At 59.8% G+C, this 15,852-nt stretch carries 19 protein-coding genes; 6 read left to right on the top strand and 13 right to left on the bottom strand.

The window, feature by feature from the left end; translation table 11 throughout:
* Positions 1–91: 91 nt before the first annotated feature.
* Positions 92–1,066, bottom strand: coding sequence for a threonine ammonia-lyase (locus AC1DUP_RS10760; RefSeq protein ID WP_477832640.1), 975 nt, complete (start codon positions 1,064–1,066; stop codon positions 92–94).
* A 69-nt stretch (positions 1,067–1,135) separates the two neighbouring features.
* Positions 1,136–2,197 carry an AraC family transcriptional regulator gene (locus tag AC1DUP_RS10755; RefSeq protein WP_477832639.1) on the bottom strand — a complete coding sequence of 354 codons (1,062 nt, stop codon included), beginning with the start codon at positions 2,195–2,197 and terminating at the stop codon, positions 1,136–1,138.
* 151 nt (positions 2,198–2,348) lie between these two features.
* On the opposite strand from AC1DUP_RS10755, the gene AC1DUP_RS10750 reads away from it, so the two are divergent.
* Positions 2,349–3,056 carry a hypothetical protein gene (locus AC1DUP_RS10750; protein ID WP_113296094.1) on the top strand — a complete coding sequence of 236 codons (708 nt, stop codon included), beginning with the start codon at positions 2,349–2,351 and terminating at the stop codon, positions 3,054–3,056.
* A gap of 9 nt (positions 3,057–3,065) precedes the next feature.
* Here the strand turns inward: AC1DUP_RS10750 and ggt are convergent, their stop codons facing one another.
* Both ggt and AC1DUP_RS10740 read right to left on the bottom strand, forming a co-directional pair.
* Positions 3,066–4,808, bottom strand: a complete 1,743-nt coding sequence (gene ggt / locus AC1DUP_RS10745) for a gamma-glutamyltransferase (protein WP_477832638.1) — start codon at positions 4,806–4,808, stop codon at positions 3,066–3,068.
* A gap of 67 nt (positions 4,809–4,875) precedes the next feature.
* Positions 4,876–5,229: a winged helix-turn-helix transcriptional regulator gene (locus AC1DUP_RS10740; RefSeq protein ID WP_113296096.1), complete on the bottom strand. Its 354-nt coding sequence runs from the start codon at positions 5,227–5,229 to the stop codon at positions 4,876–4,878.
* A gap of 106 nt (positions 5,230–5,335) precedes the next feature.
* Between AC1DUP_RS10740 and AC1DUP_RS10735 the strand changes: the two genes are divergently transcribed.
* Positions 5,336–5,665: a nuclear transport factor 2 family protein gene (locus AC1DUP_RS10735; protein ID WP_113508419.1), complete on the top strand. Its 330-nt coding sequence runs from the start codon at positions 5,336–5,338 to the stop codon at positions 5,663–5,665.
* Positions 5,662–6,465 (top strand): SDR family oxidoreductase, encoded by an 804-nt coding sequence (locus tag AC1DUP_RS10730; protein WP_113310288.1) that lies wholly within the window; start codon positions 5,662–5,664, stop codon positions 6,463–6,465. The genes AC1DUP_RS10735 and AC1DUP_RS10730 overlap by 4 nt, the downstream gene beginning before the upstream one ends.
* Here AC1DUP_RS10730 and AC1DUP_RS10725 read toward each other — a convergent pair.
* The 6 genes from AC1DUP_RS10725 to AC1DUP_RS10700 form a co-directional block, all read right to left on the bottom strand.
* Positions 6,417–7,466, bottom strand: coding sequence for an alpha/beta fold hydrolase (locus AC1DUP_RS10725; protein ID WP_477832637.1), 1,050 nt, complete (start codon positions 7,464–7,466; stop codon positions 6,417–6,419). The genes AC1DUP_RS10730 and AC1DUP_RS10725 overlap by 49 nt on opposite strands.
* Positions 7,467–7,544: 78 nt before the next feature.
* Positions 7,545–8,162 (bottom strand): hypothetical protein, encoded by a 618-nt coding sequence (locus AC1DUP_RS10720; RefSeq protein WP_477832636.1) that lies wholly within the window; start codon positions 8,160–8,162, stop codon positions 7,545–7,547.
* 99 nt (positions 8,163–8,261) lie between these two features.
* Positions 8,262–8,387, bottom strand: coding sequence for a type B 50S ribosomal protein L36 (ykgO, locus tag AC1DUP_RS10715; RefSeq protein ID WP_007826467.1), 126 nt, complete (start codon positions 8,385–8,387; stop codon positions 8,262–8,264).
* A 137-nt stretch (positions 8,388–8,524) separates the two neighbouring features.
* Positions 8,525–9,631 (bottom strand): 5-(carboxyamino)imidazole ribonucleotide synthase, encoded by a 1,107-nt coding sequence (locus AC1DUP_RS10710; protein WP_477832725.1) that lies wholly within the window; start codon positions 9,629–9,631, stop codon positions 8,525–8,527.
* On the bottom strand, positions 9,628–10,122 hold the full coding sequence (gene purE / locus AC1DUP_RS10705) for a 5-(carboxyamino)imidazole ribonucleotide mutase (RefSeq protein ID WP_113296137.1): 495 nt from the start codon (positions 10,120–10,122) through the stop codon (positions 9,628–9,630). Before purE ends, AC1DUP_RS10710 begins: the two co-directional genes overlap by 4 nt.
* Positions 10,123–10,138: 16 nt before the next feature.
* Positions 10,139–10,342 (bottom strand): DUF465 domain-containing protein, encoded by a 204-nt coding sequence (locus AC1DUP_RS10700; protein WP_113296101.1) that lies wholly within the window; start codon positions 10,340–10,342, stop codon positions 10,139–10,141.
* A 230-nt stretch (positions 10,343–10,572) separates the two neighbouring features.
* Here AC1DUP_RS10700 and AC1DUP_RS10695 point away from each other — a divergent pair, with 230 nt between their 5' ends.
* Positions 10,573–10,746 carry a DUF465 domain-containing protein gene (locus tag AC1DUP_RS10695; RefSeq protein ID WP_113296102.1) on the top strand — a complete coding sequence of 58 codons (174 nt, stop codon included), beginning with the start codon at positions 10,573–10,575 and terminating at the stop codon, positions 10,744–10,746.
* Between the two features lie 151 nt (positions 10,747–10,897).
* Here AC1DUP_RS10695 and AC1DUP_RS10690 read toward each other — a convergent pair whose 3' ends face one another.
* Positions 10,898–11,158, bottom strand: a complete 261-nt coding sequence (locus AC1DUP_RS10690; protein WP_113296103.1) for an ArsR/SmtB family transcription factor — start codon at positions 11,156–11,158, stop codon at positions 10,898–10,900.
* 65 nt (positions 11,159–11,223) lie between these two features.
* The gene (locus AC1DUP_RS10685) at positions 11,224–11,988 is read right to left on the bottom strand and encodes a sulfite exporter TauE/SafE family protein (RefSeq protein WP_477832635.1); all 765 of its coding nucleotides are present in this window, start codon (positions 11,986–11,988) and stop codon (positions 11,224–11,226) included.
* Between the two features lie 108 nt (positions 11,989–12,096).
* Between AC1DUP_RS10685 and AC1DUP_RS10680 the strand changes: the two genes are divergently transcribed.
* Both AC1DUP_RS10680 and AC1DUP_RS10675 read left to right on the top strand, forming a co-directional pair.
* Positions 12,097–12,750, top strand: coding sequence for a thiamine phosphate synthase (locus tag AC1DUP_RS10680; protein ID WP_113296105.1), 654 nt, complete (start codon positions 12,097–12,099; stop codon positions 12,748–12,750).
* Positions 12,751–12,760: 10 nt separating this feature from the next.
* Positions 12,761–13,843, top strand: coding sequence for a tetratricopeptide repeat protein (locus AC1DUP_RS10675; protein WP_115036343.1), 1,083 nt, complete (start codon positions 12,761–12,763; stop codon positions 13,841–13,843).
* 15 nt (positions 13,844–13,858) lie between these two features.
* Here AC1DUP_RS10675 and AC1DUP_RS10670 read toward each other — a convergent pair whose 3' ends face one another.
* Positions 13,859–15,604, bottom strand: a complete 1,746-nt coding sequence (locus AC1DUP_RS10670) for a chemotaxis protein (RefSeq protein WP_477832634.1) — start codon at positions 15,602–15,604, stop codon at positions 13,859–13,861.
* Positions 15,605–15,852: the final 248 nt, after the last annotated feature.

Here is a 15,852-nt window from a genome sequence, read left to right as displayed (position 1 = left end):
GAGGTTTCGCTATTTCCGAGGTACGCGAGACCCCGATCACGATTGAGGTCGTTGCCGATCGCGATCGGGGTCTTCGGGCGGTTATCGGCTCTTAGCCGAAGCGCTCCAGCGCGGTGGTGAAGACGTCGGCGTCGATATTGCCGCCTGACGTGACAACGATCGTCGTATCGCTATCCAGTTGATCGCCATGGAAAAGTGCTGCGGCAAGGGCAACGGCCCCGCCCGGCTCGACGACGATCTTGAGGCGGGTGAAGGCGAGGGCTACGGCGCGCAGCGCCTCATCATCCGTCACGACAATACCCTGCCCGGCCAGACGCTTGAGGATCGGGAAGGTGATATTGCCCGGCTGCGGCGTAATGATCGCGTCGCAGATTGACCCGCTCATGGTGGCGTTTCGCTCGATCTTGCCCGATGCAAGCGACCGCGTGGTGTCGTCGAAGTTTTCAGGTTCGCAGGGACGGACGCGGAAGCCCGGCGCACTTGCTTCCAATGCCAGGGCGATGCCCGAACTCAGACCGCCGCCGCCGCAGGGAACGAGGACTTCAGCGTTCTTGACGCCTTCCTCTTCGGCCTGTTCGGCGATTTCCAGCCCGGTCGTGCCCTGGCCGGCAATGACCAGCGGTTCGTCGAAAGGCTTGATGAGCGTCAGTCCGCGTTCGGCCGAAAGTCTTGCGCCGATCTCGTCGCGGTCTTCGTTGGCGCGGTCATAGAGCACCACTTCGGCGCCGAAGGCGCGCGTATTGGCAATCTTCAGCTTCGGCGCATCGCTCGGCATGATGATGACGCTGGGGACGCCATGCAAGCGTGCGGCAAGGGCGACACCCTGGGCATGATTGCCGGAGGAGAAGGCGATGACGCCCTTCCTGCGCAGTTCGGGATCGATGCCCGAGACGGCGGACCAGCCGCCGCGGAACTTGAAGGAGCCGGAATGCTGCAGGCATTCGGCCTTCACGAACAGCCGCCGGCCGGCGATTTCATCGAGGAAGGGGGAGGAGAGAAGCGGCGTGCGCCGCGCATGACCGCGCAGGCGAGCCCGGGCGGCAACGATCATTTCAATGGAAGCCATGGGAATCTCTTTTTGCTGAATGCCGCTCATGCATAGAGCGCGCATCTTTGCTTGTGAACGGCGACTTTGTCACGGTGACATGAATATGACATTGGACGCCGTGCCACCCGATTCCCGCAGGACGCGCCGTTTTCTGAACTGGGACGGGCTTTCGCCATTCATACGCGCGAATTCGCGGTTGAAGTTGGACTTGCTGATGAAGCCGGAGTCGAACATCACCTGCGTTATCGGATGATCGGTGCCGATGAGTTGCTCGCAGGCGGCGCGAATGCGGAAGTCGTTCACATATTGCGAAACGCTCATGCCGTGGATGCGGTTGACGGCGGTGGAGACGCGCCGGGCGGGCAAGTTCATCTTGCGAGCGATGCGGGTCAGATTGAGATCTGGATCCCGATAGAGTTGACGGACGCGCATCAGCGTATCGAGGGCAGCGGCGACGGCCCCGTCTTCTTCCGTTGCCGGTGGCGGTGGAGGCGGCTCGGCGGATGTCGCTTCGACACTGCTGCCGCCGCTTGCCACGGAAGCGGCGGTGCCGAGGATCAGCAGCGCGATGACGTTGCCGAGTGCAACGATGGCGCCGGCATGGGTGCCGCCGGTCTTGGTGAAATCGAAGCTGATGATGACATCGGTGATGGCTGAGGCGATGAGGGCAAAGCCGGTGATCTGCAGCGAGCGGTAGGAAAGCACGGCACCATCGAGGCGGGAGGATACCAGCGCATCCGGTCCATGCCGGGCAAGCCAGAGCAGAGCAAGACCGTAGCCAAGGAAGATCAGGATGATGGCAAGGCTGATCGGTTCGGGATAGAGGGCGATGAAGATAGCGATTGCGGCCGTCGGCAGAAGATGCGGCCAAAAACTGGAAAGGGTGGGCTGCTCCTCCATGGCGAGCCCCTTGAAACAGACCCAAGCAAGGGCCGCGATCAATGTCGCCATCATCGACTGCAACGGCATGATCTCGATTATGTCGTAGCCCCAGCGGATGCCGATGATCACGGATTGGAAGATGTAGAACCCGATCAGCAGCAGGAAAGGCCGCCTTTCCGCAAGCGATCCGTCACCCTGCCGCAGCATGCGGATCAGTAGAATAGAAAGCAGCAGAGCCACGACGAAGGGTAAGGGAACGAAGATCATCGGCGATATCCGGACAGCGACAATGACCGTCAGAATGAACCCGATTGCGTTCGCGGTCGACCCGGATCGTGATCGAGGTCTCGAAATGGTGCCTGAAAATCCATCCTGAAAGTGTCCTCGACGGGAGGGCTTCATTCATGGACGGATTTCGATGATCATTCTTCTTGTGATGCCGGTGTTTCTGGCTGCCTCCGTTTCCGCTCTGCCGGACAAGGTATCGACGGCTGCAATTCCCGATCTTTCCGGTGTGCGGGCGGTTGCCATCAGCGGTGATGCAAGCTCGATCAACATCACCACGCGAAGCGACCGGCCCTATGGGGCATCGCTCATTGGGCGACGGAAGGGCTGGTTCTCATCCTGGTATTCGAGCTGGTACTTTATCGATTGCCGCGACAACAGCGATATGAGGGTCGAAGGAACGATATTGCATATCGACATCGCCGCATCGTCCTGGCTGGATCCGTCCGATTGCATGATCGAGGTCAATGCCAACGTGCCGGCGGGTGCAGCCCTCAGGATCGACCAGAATGCTTTCTCGGCCAAGCTCAATGGCCATTTCTCCGACCTTGTCATCGCCGGAAAGGCAGCAGACATCACCCTCGATGGACATGCCGGAAGTGTCGATATCCGCGCCGATGCGGTCAGGGCTTCCCTTGATTTCGACAGAGTCGAAGCGGACGAGAACGTATCGATCCGCGCTCGTGCACTGGACGCCTATCTCGGGTTCGGAGACAGTGTACCTGTGGACTACAAGGTGACGGCAAAGGCTTCCTGGGTCGATGCCATGCAGCCGAGCGTGCCGGGTGCAATGCCGCGCGTCGAGATCGACGGCGATTTCGTTCGGGTCAGGATCCGATGAGGCGGCTGTTCAATAGCCGTTGGCGGAGCCTTCGGTCGCGCGGTTGTCCATTGCGCCATTATAGCGAGCGCCGCCGCCCTTCTCGATCGCCGCGAGGCTCTTGCCGCCAACGAGAATGCCGGCGGCCTGTCCCCAGACCGGAGCACCATTGCCGCCATCGAACTTGTAACCCATCTCCGCAAGCGCCTTTTCGGTATCCGGAGAGAGCGCAAAGGGCTCCAGGTAGACGGTGTCCGGCTGCCATTGGTGATGGATACGCGGGGCGTTGACCGCCTGGCTGATATCCATGCCGAAATCGACGACGTTGAGGATTGCTTCCAGCGTGATGGTGATGATGCGCGAGCCGCCGGGGCTGCCGATCACCATGAAGGGCTTGCCATCCTTGGTGACGATCGTCGGGCTCATGGAAGAAAGCGGCGTCTTCTTCGGTGCGATGGCATTGGCCTCGCCCTGCACAAGGCCATAGAGGTTCGGGACGCCGGGCTTGGAGGTGAAGTCGTCCATCTCGTTGTTGAGCAGTACCCCGGTGCCGGGAGCGACCACGCCGGCGCCGAAGGAGCCGTTCAGCGTATAGGTCACGGCGACGGCATTCCCCTCGTCATCGACAACAGAATAATGCGTCGTCTCCGTGCTTTCCTTGCCGCCGAGCGGCTTCAGATTGGCCGAAGTACCCGCCTTGTAAGGATTGATTTTGGAGCGGATTTCCTTGGCGTAGCTCTTGTCCAGCAGCTTGGAGACGGGATTGTCGATGAAGTCAGGATCGCCGAGCGCGGCGTTGCGGTCAACATAGGCATAGCGCATGGCCTCGACCATGATATGCACGGCTTCGGCCGATCCATAGCCAAGATAAGAGAGCGGATAGCCTTCGAGGACGTTCAGGATCTCGCAGATGATGACGCCGCCGGAGGAGGGCGGCGGCGAGGAAATGATGTCATAGCCGCGGTAATTGCATTCGATCGGCTTCAGTTCCCGCACCTTGTACTGCTCGAAATCTTCCTTGGCGAGGATGCCGCCCTTGGCCTGGCTCGCCTTGACGATCGCATCGGCCGGTGCGCCCCTATAGAAGGCGTCGCTGCCTTTTTCGGAGATCGACTGCAGGACGGCGGCAAGGTCCGGCTGCACCAGTTTTTCACCGGGTGAGTAGGGGCTGCCGCCGGGCTTCAGGAATATTTTTGCGGCCTCTTCATCCTTGGCGAGCCGCTTGACGCCGCCGGCAAAGCTTGCCGTATCACCCTGTTCCAGCGCGAAGCCGTCTTTCGCATATTTTAGGGCTGGCGCGATCAGTTCCTCGCGGGGCTTCGTGCCGTATTTCTCGCGTGCGGTCTCGAAGCCCATGACAGAACCCGGTGTGCCGATGGCGAGATAGCCGTCGAGGCTGGCGCGGGGAACGATATCGCCCTTGGCATCGAGATACATGGTCTTGGTAGCGGCGAGTGGTGCGCGTTCGCGGAAATCGAGGAAGGTCGTGCGTCCGTCCTTCAGGCGGATCGTCATGAACCCGCCGCCACCGAGATTGCCGGCCGTCGGATAGACGACAGCAAGCGCATAACCGACCGCGACCGCGGCATCGACAGCATTGCCGCCGCTTTTGAGCACGTCGACGCCGACATCGGTTGCCAGATGCTGGGCAGTCACGACCATGCCATGTTCAGCCTCGACGGGTGCCGGCGAAGCGGCAAAGGTCGGCAATGGCGCGAGCCAAAGCGAGATGGTGGCGAGAATGGCGATGTATTGTCTGTGATGGCGGTCCATGAATTTCCCCTCGAAGGACGGCGATGGAAAAGATATGGCGTCGCGGCTGCAGCCGGCAATGTTGAAGTCAGAGGCTTTCTTCAGGAATGAAAACCATGCCGGTCAGGTCTTTGTCCTTCAAGGCCGCCCATTTCAAAAGGGCGTCCAAAGCAGGGCAAAGGGCCTGGCCCCAGTCAGTCAGGCGATACTCCACCTTGGGCGGCACCTGATGATGGACGATGCGCAGCACGATGCCGTCATTTTCCATCTGGCGAAGTTGTTGGATCAGCATCTTCTGCGAGATGGCAGGTATGGCGCGTTCGAGATCGGAAAAGCGCAGCACCTTGCCGCCGAATAGGTGGAAAAGAATGATGAGCTTCCAGCGTCCTTCCAGAATCTTCAATACGTTCTCGACGCCGGTTGCGGCGGAATAGGGTGTCATCGCAGTACCTTACTTTCAGGTAAGTACCTGACTTTTTTGTAGGTTCTTGTCATCTGGTAAGCCTATGCCCATTCTTTTCGCGGAGCAACCGAACAGGAGTTTCCGAATGAGTATAGAGCTTCCGAAACCGATGGCCGCCTACTACGCCGCCAAGAATCAGAAGGATGTCGAGAGCATGCTTGCCTGCTTTGCAGCAGATGCCATCGTGCACGATGAGGGCGAGGACAGGCGCGGTCATATCGAAATCCGCGAATGGATGGAGGAGACGACGCGCAAATATGGTGTGACGGTCGATCCCAGGGAGATTTCCGGCGACGCTGATAAGCCGGTTGTGACTGCGCGGGTCGCCGGGAATTTTCCGGGCAGCCCTGTCACCCTATACTATCACTTCACGCTTGCCGGCGACGCCATCACGCATCTGGAGATCAATCCATGATGGTCGCACCGGCTTTATCGTTCGACCCGACCGAGTTCAGCGGCAAGCGTGTCCTTGTCACCGGTGGTACGAAGGGCATGGGCGAAGCGATTGTGCGGCGACTTTCCGCAGGCGGCGCGAAGGTCGCGACGACCGCACGCTCGCCGCTGCCCGAGGGTCAAGTGCCGACGCTCTTCGTTCAGGCCGATATCAGCACGGCGGAAGGCGTGAACGCAGTCGCGTCGAGGGTGCTTGAGGCCTTCGACGGTCTCGATATTCTCGTCAACAATGTCGGTGGTTCATCGGCACCAAGTGGCGGTTTTGCCGCGTTGACGGATGAGCACTGGCAGGCAGACGTGAATGCCAATCTGATGGCGCCGGTACGCCTCGACCGGGTATTTCTGCCCGGCATGATCGAGCGCGGCCACGGCGTCATCATTCATATCTCCTCGATCCAGAGACGATTGCCCCTGTATGAAGCGACGCTCGCTTACGCGGCGGCCAAGGCCGGATTGTCGAATTACAGCAAGGGATTGTCGAAAGAGGTTGGCCCGAAGGGCGTTCGGGTGAATGCCATAGCACCTGGCTTCATCGAAACCACGGCCGCCACGGCGCTGATCCGGCGTATCGCCGAGGAGGCCGGCACCGACGAGGATGGCGGTCGCAAACTGCTGATGGATTCACTCGGCGGCATATCGATCGGCCGGCCGGGTCGCCCGGAAGAGGTGGCGGAGCTCGTTGCCTTCCTGGCCTCGCCCCGCGCCGCTTCCATTCATGGTGCGGAATATACGATCGACGGCGGCACCGTTCCGACGGTTTGATCGATGGAAGAGCCGGCCATCCGCTCCTCCGCCTTGCGGGCGATTGCCGCAAGGTCGCGCGGCCTGCCGGCAATTTTCTCCAAAGCGGCAATGGCGACGTCGGTCGCAAGATAGTCAGGCTTGTGGCCGACGCCTTTGACCGTGATGAGTTCGGATCCCCTGATGTCCCGCGCCAGTCCCCGCGAATGCAGGTGCTCCCAGACGATCTCGTCCTTGTCGCCGGTGATGATGACCGTCGGCGCGGCGATCTCGGAATAGTGCTGCGCGTTGGCCGTCAGATATTCGTGGAGCCGTTTGAAGTCGACGGCATTGTTGTAAAAGGCGCGTGGCCGCAGCACCAGCGACGGGCCGGTTCTGGCTATGTAGTCGGCAGGCCGGGGATTGGGACGGAAGACGTTCACCGTGCCGCGCTCCAGCCGCCGCAGGCCGAGAGGCACGACGACCGCATGATTGAACAGCCAGCCGATGATCGGTGCAGTGGCGACGTGATAATACCAGTCGATGCCGCCTGGCCACGGATGGGTGGCCGGCGCCAGGAACAGGAGACCTGCCGTCTTGTCCGGGTGCCGGACGCCGAACGCCGCGGCAATCGCGCCGCCGAAGGAATGGCCGATGATTACAGCTCTTTTGACGCCCCGCTTTTCCATAAGGCTGGCGATGGCGTCGGCCTGACCTGAGGGCAGGGCATTTTCCGGCCCACCGCGTTCCGAATAGCCATGACCGGGGCGATCGACGAAGAGCATCTCGGCGCGGCCTTCGAGGGGTTTCCGGAATGCGCCGGTCTGGTCCAGCAAGTTGCCGCTTGCGCCATGAATGAAGACCAGGGGCGGAAGATCGGTGGTGTCGGGGCGCGGAACATGTACGGCATTCATGCGATAGCCGCCAATATCGGTCAGTTCGCCGATATTGGGGTAGGCATGTTCGAACTGGCGGGCCTTGTAGGAGGAATAGCCAATGGCCGCAGCGATGGGAGCGAGAAGGGCAGAGACTTCGGTAAGCATGGCTTCAACCGCACAGGGACCATATCATCGAGCTAAGATCGTGCGCCTTCTTACGCCGTCAAGTGCGCGCCGGATCTGTCAGGTGCGGCTGCCGGCAAGCTTTTCCGAGAGCGTGCCGATCTGCTCCTGCGCGGTGCGATCGGCGGGGTAGACATCCAGGACGCGCTCCCAGGCTTTGAGGGTAATCTGGTCATTGCCCGTGGTGGCGAGGATAGCCGCCATGCCCGACAGGGCGCCGAAATGACGAGGCTCGATCTTCAGCACTTGTTCGATATCGGCCATCGATTTGCGATAGTTGCCGAGCACGAAGTTCAGCGTTGCACGCCGGTTCCAGCTTTCGGCATAGGCCGGTTTCAGGGCGATGGCTTCATCCAAAAAATCGAGCGCTGCCGGATTGCGCTTTTCCTCGATCGCCTTGTCGGCCCATTGCATCAGGAGATTGATCGTCGCGCTGTTGGAATCGTTCCATTCCATGCGGATCTGATTGGCGATGCCGCTTGCCTTGTCGGGGTCGCGCTCACGCTTCAACTGCCCATAGAGTCGGTCAAGACGCTGCTTTGGAGACGAATCGGAATCGGCCGGCTGTTCGACGATAACGTTCTTCTGCTGAGCCATAGCGGGGAGAGCAGGAACGAACAGGGTGAGGGCAAGCGGCAGCGCCGCTGAGGTCAAAGCAAAAAAACGCATGGCGGACATATTAGCCCGCCATCGCAGAAGATCAAACAAATTTGGCGTGATCACCGAAGCGACCAACCGATATGCCCGCCTGAGGGCAGGCAAACCGGATACGCGCAATCAGCCCTGACGAGCCTTGTAGCGCGGGTTCTGCTTGTTGATGATGTAGATGCGGCCCTTGCGGCGAACGAGACGGTTGTCACGATGACGCGCCTTGAGCGACTTGAGCGAATTCTTGATCTTCATTTTTCTGATCCGCGATGTTTCTGGGGGAATTCACATTCGCCCGTGTCTTTTAACAATCAAAAGCGCGCCAGCTGGGCGCGCTCTTTAGGTGGGGGAGCAGATAACCCGGCCTCTTTCTTGTGTCAACCACGTGAAGGTTATTTTCCGTGGTTTTCAGGCGATATCCCGGGCAGTGCTCCGGATGCTTTACCCGTCAGCGTGGTCACATGACCCATCTTCCGGCCAGGGCGCGACTCGGTCTTGCCGTAGAGATGCACCAGGGTGTCGTCGTGCTTCAGCCAGTCCGGAACTGCAAGGATATCATCACCGATCAGGTTCTGCATCACACAATCGGAATGCCGCCTGGGATTGCCGAGCGGCAGGCCGGCCACGGCGCGGATATGCTGCTCGAATTGCGAGACGACGCAGGCAGCTTCCGTCCAGTGGCCGGAATTGTGCACGCGCGGCGCCATCTCGTTGACGATCAGGCTGCCATCAGCCAGCACGAAGAACTCGATGCCGATGACGCCGACATAATCGAGCGCAGCGAGAATCTGTTCGGCAGCCTTGCGCGCCGCATCGGCGGTGGCAGCCGAGATCGCCGCCGGTACGGTCGATGTATGAAGGATGCCGTTGCGATGGACATTTTCGGCCGGATCGAAGCAGAGCACGGTGCCATCGGTGGCGCGCGCGGCGATAATCGAGACCTCGCGTTCAAAGGCGACGAAGCTTTCGAGGATGAGCGGCACCGAGCCGAGCTCCGCATAGGCGCCGTCTGGAATGTCGGCCGGCGAACGGAACACCTTCTGGCCCTTGCCATCATAGCCGAGGCGGCGGGTCTTCAGCACACCCTGATCGCCGAAATCCTTCAGCGCCGATTCGAGATCGGCCTGGCCGTCGACGGCATGGAAACGGGCGGTCGGGATGCCGCAGCCATTGATGAAACGTTTTTCGATGAGGCGGTCCTGCGCGGCTTCCAGCGCCTTTGGCGGTGGATAGACAGGCACGTTCTTCGCCAGCGTTTCGGCAGCGGCAACGGGCACGTTCTCGAATTCGTAGGTCACGACATCGCAAAGCTTGGCCAGTTCGGCGAGTGCTGCCGGGTCGTCATAGGCAGCGACAATCTGCCGGTTGGCAAGCTGGGCGGCGGGGCTGTCGGCCTGCGGCTCCAATATTACCGTGCGGAAATTCAGCCGGGCTGCGGCCATGGCAAGCATGCGGCCGAGCTGGCCGCCGCCGATAATGCCTATTGTCCTTACCATCAGAGATCGTCCATCGGATATTCGGCGACGGAGGCGCTCTGGCGCTCGCGCCATTCGTCAAGGCGATCGGCGATTTCATCGTCGGAGAGGGCAAGCACGGCAGCGGCAAGAAGGGCCGCATTGATCGCGCCGGCCTTGCCGATGGCAAGCGTGCCGACGGGGATGCCGCCCGGCATCTGTACGATAGAAAGCAGGCTGTCCTGGCCGGACATTGTCTTGGACTGGACCGGCACGCCGAAGACCGGCAGCGGCGTCATGGCTGCCGTCATGCCCGGAAGATGGGCCGCGCCGCCTGCACCTGCGATAATGACTTTGAAACCCTCGGCACGCGCGCCTTTGGCGAAGGTCACCAGCCGGTCGGGTGTGCGATGAGCCGAGATGATACGCGCGTCATACTCGATTTCCAGCGCCTCCAGCGTATCGGCAGCATTCTTCATGGTTTCCCAGTCGGACTGGCTACCCATGATAATGGCGACTGGCGGTCTGTCTGTTATCGTCACAATCGTTCCTTCAGGCGATGATATCAGGTATGATCTGGTCTTCCAGCTTGGAGAGCTTGTCCTTGATGACCAGCTTCTTCTTCTTCATGCGCTGGACGCGCAGGGCATCGCAGCCGGTTTCAATCATGGCGTTGATCGCGGCGTCGTAATCCTCGTGCTCCTGACGCAGACGCGCCACGATGAGCCTGATTTCCGCCTGTTCCTGATCGGCCATTAATATTCCCCATAGTCGTCTTCGGACCTTGTCCGGTCTGCCGATAATTTCCGCAAGCTCCTATCACCAAATAGAGGTAACGGGAAGTTAGTGTTGATCATGAATTTGCCGCTTAGTCTCCATCTTTTGGCCTTCGACAAGCCTTCAAAAATGTGTCACAGTCCGCTGGTTGACACCTTGGATCTCCAGCGATGGATGGCTGGGGAGAGGTAAGAGGAAGGAAGGGTCAAATGACTGTTCAAGCTCATCTTGAATCGCTCCAGAAAAAGCATGTCGCTCTCGAGGAAGAGTTGCATGTCCTGAGAACATCTCCCTCTATTTCCGATACTGAACTTGCCGAATGCAAGCGCCGTAAGCTGCGTATTAAGGACGAGATCGAGCGTCTCAAGTCATCCGTCCATTGATCTTTCCAGGATCGCCGGACATCAGTCTTGCGCAAGAAAAGGTGAAACCCCGCAATTTTCCAGACAATCAAGCAAGACCCGGTGATTAACCGAGATCAAGCGCCAGTCCCATGCATGCGGCATCGGGCTGGCGTTTTCACGAGAGGTGCCTTCAGGCCCAGAACTGATCCAGCCAGAGATTGAGCTTATCGAAGCCGCGGTTATTGACCGTGTAGATGCGTTTCGTGCCTTCCGAGGTCACGGAAACGAGGTTGCTTTCAAGCAGTGCCTTCAGGTGTTGCGACACGGCAGGGCGGCTGATCGGCAGGCCCTCGGCGAGCTCATTGACCGTCTTTGGCGCGCGCCGCAATTCTTCCAGCAGAAACCGCCGGTTCGGATCGGCAATCGCAGTGAAGGGGTCCGCGTTCGACATGACAAAAAGCTACGTCAAACAGGCCTTTCCAGCAAGGAAATTGTGCATCGCAATGGAACGGAAACCTATTCGAGTATGCCTTCGTGCAGGATCAGAAAAGCCGCGATCAGCGCCATGGCATACATGAAGGGATAGAATATCTCCGGCTTCATGCGCCGTACACACCATGCGCCGGTAATCGTTGCCAGAGGGGCGAAGGGCAGGAGCGTTGCGGAAGCCAAGAGATTACGGGTGTCGAGCTGGCCGAGCGCGAAATAGGGAACGAGTTTTACGGCATTCAGAATTGCGAAGAAGCGCACGCTCGTGCCGATGAACTCCCTCGGCGGCAGTTTGAGCGGGAGGGCGTAAATCTGGAAGGGCGCGCCGCCGGCATGGGCGACGAAGCTGCCGTAGCCGGAAAACGTACCCCAGAGGCTCGCCAGCACCGGGCGCTGGAGACGCGGCGGCATGATCTTTCCCTTGCCGGGGCCGAAATTGTTCCAGAAGTAACGCAGGCAGAAGGCCACCGTGACGGCACCGATGAGAATCCGGAGCACATAGCCGGGCACGAGGGCGGAGGTAGCCCAACCGAAGGTGATGCCGAGGATAGCCCCCGGCAGCATGATCTTCAGCGTCGTCCAGTCGCCATGCTGGCGCCAGATCACCAGCGATATCATGTCCATGAAGACGAGGATGGGCAGCAGGATCGCGGCGGCCTCGACAGGTGCGACGACGAGGGCAAGAAAGGGAAGGCCGATCAGCGACAAAGCGTCGCCCATCCCGCCTTTGGCAAGCCCGATCAGGATGACAGCCGGGATTGCGGCGTAGTAGAATGACAGATCTTGCGGCACGCTTTTGAAGTTCCTCCCCTTGCAAGCCCCCTCTATCGGAATTACTCACTCAAAACGAGTGCGGATCCGCCATAGAGCTGGAAAAACCGCCGCACATGGAAAGACTTCATGACCGAACCGGAAAATCGCTGCCGTCTTGTCCTTGTTGTACCCGACATCGCTGATGCCGATGAGCGGGCAAAAATCGTCGCCGATGCGCTTGACGGTGGCGATATCGCGTCCGTCATTCTGCCGCAATACGATCTGGATGACGGCAGCTTCCAGAAACATGCCGAGAAGCTCGTACCCATCATCCAGGACGCGGGAGCTGCGGCTCTCATCGCCGGCGACAGCCGCGTGGTCGGCCGTTCGAAGGCCGATGGCTTGCACATCACCGGACCGGCAAGCGAGATTGCCGATGCAATCGATCGTTATGCAGACAAGTTGATCGTCGGCGGCGGCAATGCGGCCGACCGGCACACGGCGCTGGCCGTGGGCGAGGAACGGCCAGACTACATCTTCTTTGGTAAGCTCGACGGCGACATCAAGCCGGACGCGCATCCGAAGAACCTGGCGCTTGCCGAGTGGTGGGCTTCGATGATCGAAATTCCGTGCATCGTGATGGGCGGCACTGATCCTGCTTCCGCGCTTGCCGTTGCCGAGACCGGAGCAGAGTTCGTCGCGATGCACATGGGCGTGTTTGCCGAGCCGGCACAGGCGCGGTCGATCGTGGCTCAGATCAATGCGTTGCTTGACGAAAAAGCGCCACGGTTTGAGGATTGATATCGCGCTTATGCCGATCCCCGCCCGCCTTTCGAGATGCGCTCTCCTCTGCATGACCGCCCTGTTGGCGGTCCAACCGGAATTCGTGCTGGCGCAGGCGAATGAAGCGATCACCGAACCCTCCGCAACTCCGAGCCAGACATTCCGCACCGACCGGCCGCAACCGCCCGACGGCACCATTCCATCCGATGGCGTCGGGGTTTTTGATCGCATGGGTGCGAAGCTACCCGACCTGCCGCCTGAAAAGGAATATAAGGGACAGATCGACGAGGCGTTCGGTGCCTATCAGCGCGGCTATTACCTGACCGCCATGGACAAGGCGCTGCCGCGGGCACAGCTCGGCGATCCGGCTGCCCAGACTTTGATCGCGGAAATCCTGTCGCAGGGGCTCGGCGTCAAGCGGGACATGAAGAACGCAGCCTTCTGGTACGGCAAGGCGGCCGAGGGCGGTGATCCTGCCGCCATGTTTAAATATGCCCTGCTTCTCATGGAGGGCAACAACGTCACGCGCGACAAGGCGAAGGCCGACGAATTCATGCGCAAGGCGGCTGATGGGGGCAATCCGTCTGCCGAATTTAACTGGGCGCAGACGCTCGTTGCCGACAATCCCGGCGACAAGGGGTTGAAGCTCGCCTTGCCTTATTATGAGAAGTCGGCAGAACAGGGCGTCGCCGATGCGCAATATGCAGTCGCGCAGATCTACCAGAAGCTTTCCGATCTGCCGGACGAAAAGAAGCTTCTGGCCCGCGAGTGGCTGGCGCGCGCTGCGCGCGCGGGGTTCGATACGGCGCAGCTCGACATGGGTATCTGGCTGGTTAACGGCATCGGCGGGCCGAAGGATTATGTGCGCGGCTTCGAATGGCTGAAGCTTGCCGCCAACCGCGGCAATGTCGTTGCACAAAATAAGCTCGCACATCTCTACATCAATGCGCTGGGCACGCCGCCCAACCCGATCGAGGCCGCGAAATGGTACGTGCTGTCGCGGCGGGCAGGCCTGACCGATCCGCTGCTCGAGGATTTCTACCTCGGTATCGAGGACGATCAGCAGAAGGCGGCGATCGAGGCGGCAAACAAGTTCCGCCGGACCAACTGACGCGCGGGCCTTGCCTTAGAAAAGCGCGTCCTCGAACAGATCTTCGTCGCTCTGGGCTTTTTGCGGCTCAACAGGCGCGGCTGCGGCGGTTTCCTCGGTGGGGGGAATGATGTCGCGATGGACATTGCGTTCCTGCACCATTGTGTAGAGCTTGAAGATCTTGCGGTCGAGCGGGGCGATCGCTTCGGCAATGTCGGAGATATCGGCGATCTGGTCGCCGGCCACGGTTTCCAGCACGTCGGCGCAGCGGGCGAGCACGTCGCCGAGATCGTGCTGGAAATCGAGCTTGCCGATCAGCAGGTTGATCTTGGTCGCGACCTCGCGGCCATGTTCGGCAAGCACCTTGAGCTCGTCTTCCATCAGGTTGGCGGCGGAGCGGATCGTGCCGACGGCCGATGTGAGGCTTTCGGCAAGGCCGCCGTTCTTGGCACTGCCTGCAGGAGCAACGCGTCCGGCCGAGGCTTCGAGCGCTGGCAGGCCGTTGACGATGGCATCGGCTGAATCATCGAGCTTGCCGGCAAAGATGCGTAATTCGCCCGTGACGACGTTGATCGACTTGCCCTCTTCGCCGAGGCGGCTGCAGCGCAGGTTGGTATTCAGCGCCATATAGTGGATATCGATCTTGACCGCGCGGATCGCCTCGATGGAGTGCAGAAGCGTCGCGGCGGTGCCGAGCGTCGACTGGCTGACCTGGTCGGCCTGACGGCTTGCGGCATCGACCTGCTTGACGATCTCGTGGGCGGCCGAGACGCTGGATTCCAGCGCACGCATGAAATTGCCGTCGCTTCCGTCGCTCCGACCGCTCATCTGGTCGCGTAATCTCAGAATTCCCTGCGTATCCTGGCTGAAGCTCGCGATGGTCTGCACGACATTGCGGGAATCCCGCTGGAAATCCGTGCACATGTCCGCCATCTGCGCAGCAGTCAGGTGATGGATGACGTTCATCAGGCGCTTGCGTGCATCGGGATTAAGTTTGGCGCCGTCTTCGCTCGCGAAGAAATCCTGCAGCAGCGAAAAGGTGCTTTGTACATGCTCGATGCGCTGACGGGTGATATCGCCGATCTGCAATGCAGAAAGCGTGGATGCAACCTTGCTCTGCACACCACGGGCGATGGCGCCTACGTCGCGGGCGATCGCTCCGAGATTCTGGCGGTGATCGGCAATCTTCTTTGCGTCGTCCTGGAGCGCCCTGGCGACAGCGGGAACGGTATCGGCATAGTTCTTGGCGAGATTATAGCCGAAGGACAGGGCGAGCTTGACCTCCTTCTGCAGACTGTCGAGATGGGTGGCAAAGCGATTGACTTCGTCGGTCCCTGAATAGATGCGTTCGAGAATTTCCTGAGCGAAACCCGCAAATTCGGCGAGGCCGGCGCCTGTTATTTTCACCGTGACCGCAAAGGTGCGCAGATAACGCATTGTTTCCTGCATATCCGCGACATGCCGGTGCAGTTCCGAACCTGTCTGGGCAAGTGCCGTCAGTGCCTGCTGGCGGTTTTGTTCCGCCCCCGGAAGCTCGATCAGGTTCTGGACGGTCGCATTGAGATCGGCGCTGGTGTCACTCGCCTCATTGTTGTCCAGTGCCCTGGTGATCTGGTCCAACGACGTCAAAAGACGATTGAGGACATCCATGACTGACAACAGGACGGTGCCACCTTCGAGGAAGCGTTCCTCGACCTGGGAACGAGCCGATTCCAGAGTCTGACTTATATCCGAACCTGAAGCATAGAGCGCAGTCTGTGCCGATGCCGTCGCGTTTGTCACTTTTGTACCTTTACTTATAAACACAGGCAATTTGACTCTATTTTTACGCGCAGGATGGAAATGGCAGGTAAACGCCACAGACTCGTAGACGTTGTGCTTAACAACCTATGAAGGCATTCGGCAAGAATTGATAAGCCCTCCACGGACATCTATCTATCTATCTGTTTTTATATGGTATTTTATAATATGAGAAGGCTTCAGTATAAATTATCTTGGATGATAATTCAGGGAGTCGGGACTCGCGTTAA

It is taken from the genome of Rhizobium sp. 01L419 (genome assembly GCF_056400025.1).
The sequence above is the reverse complement of the archived record's forward strand: the minus strand, read 5'-3'. Positions and strand labels throughout refer to the sequence as shown.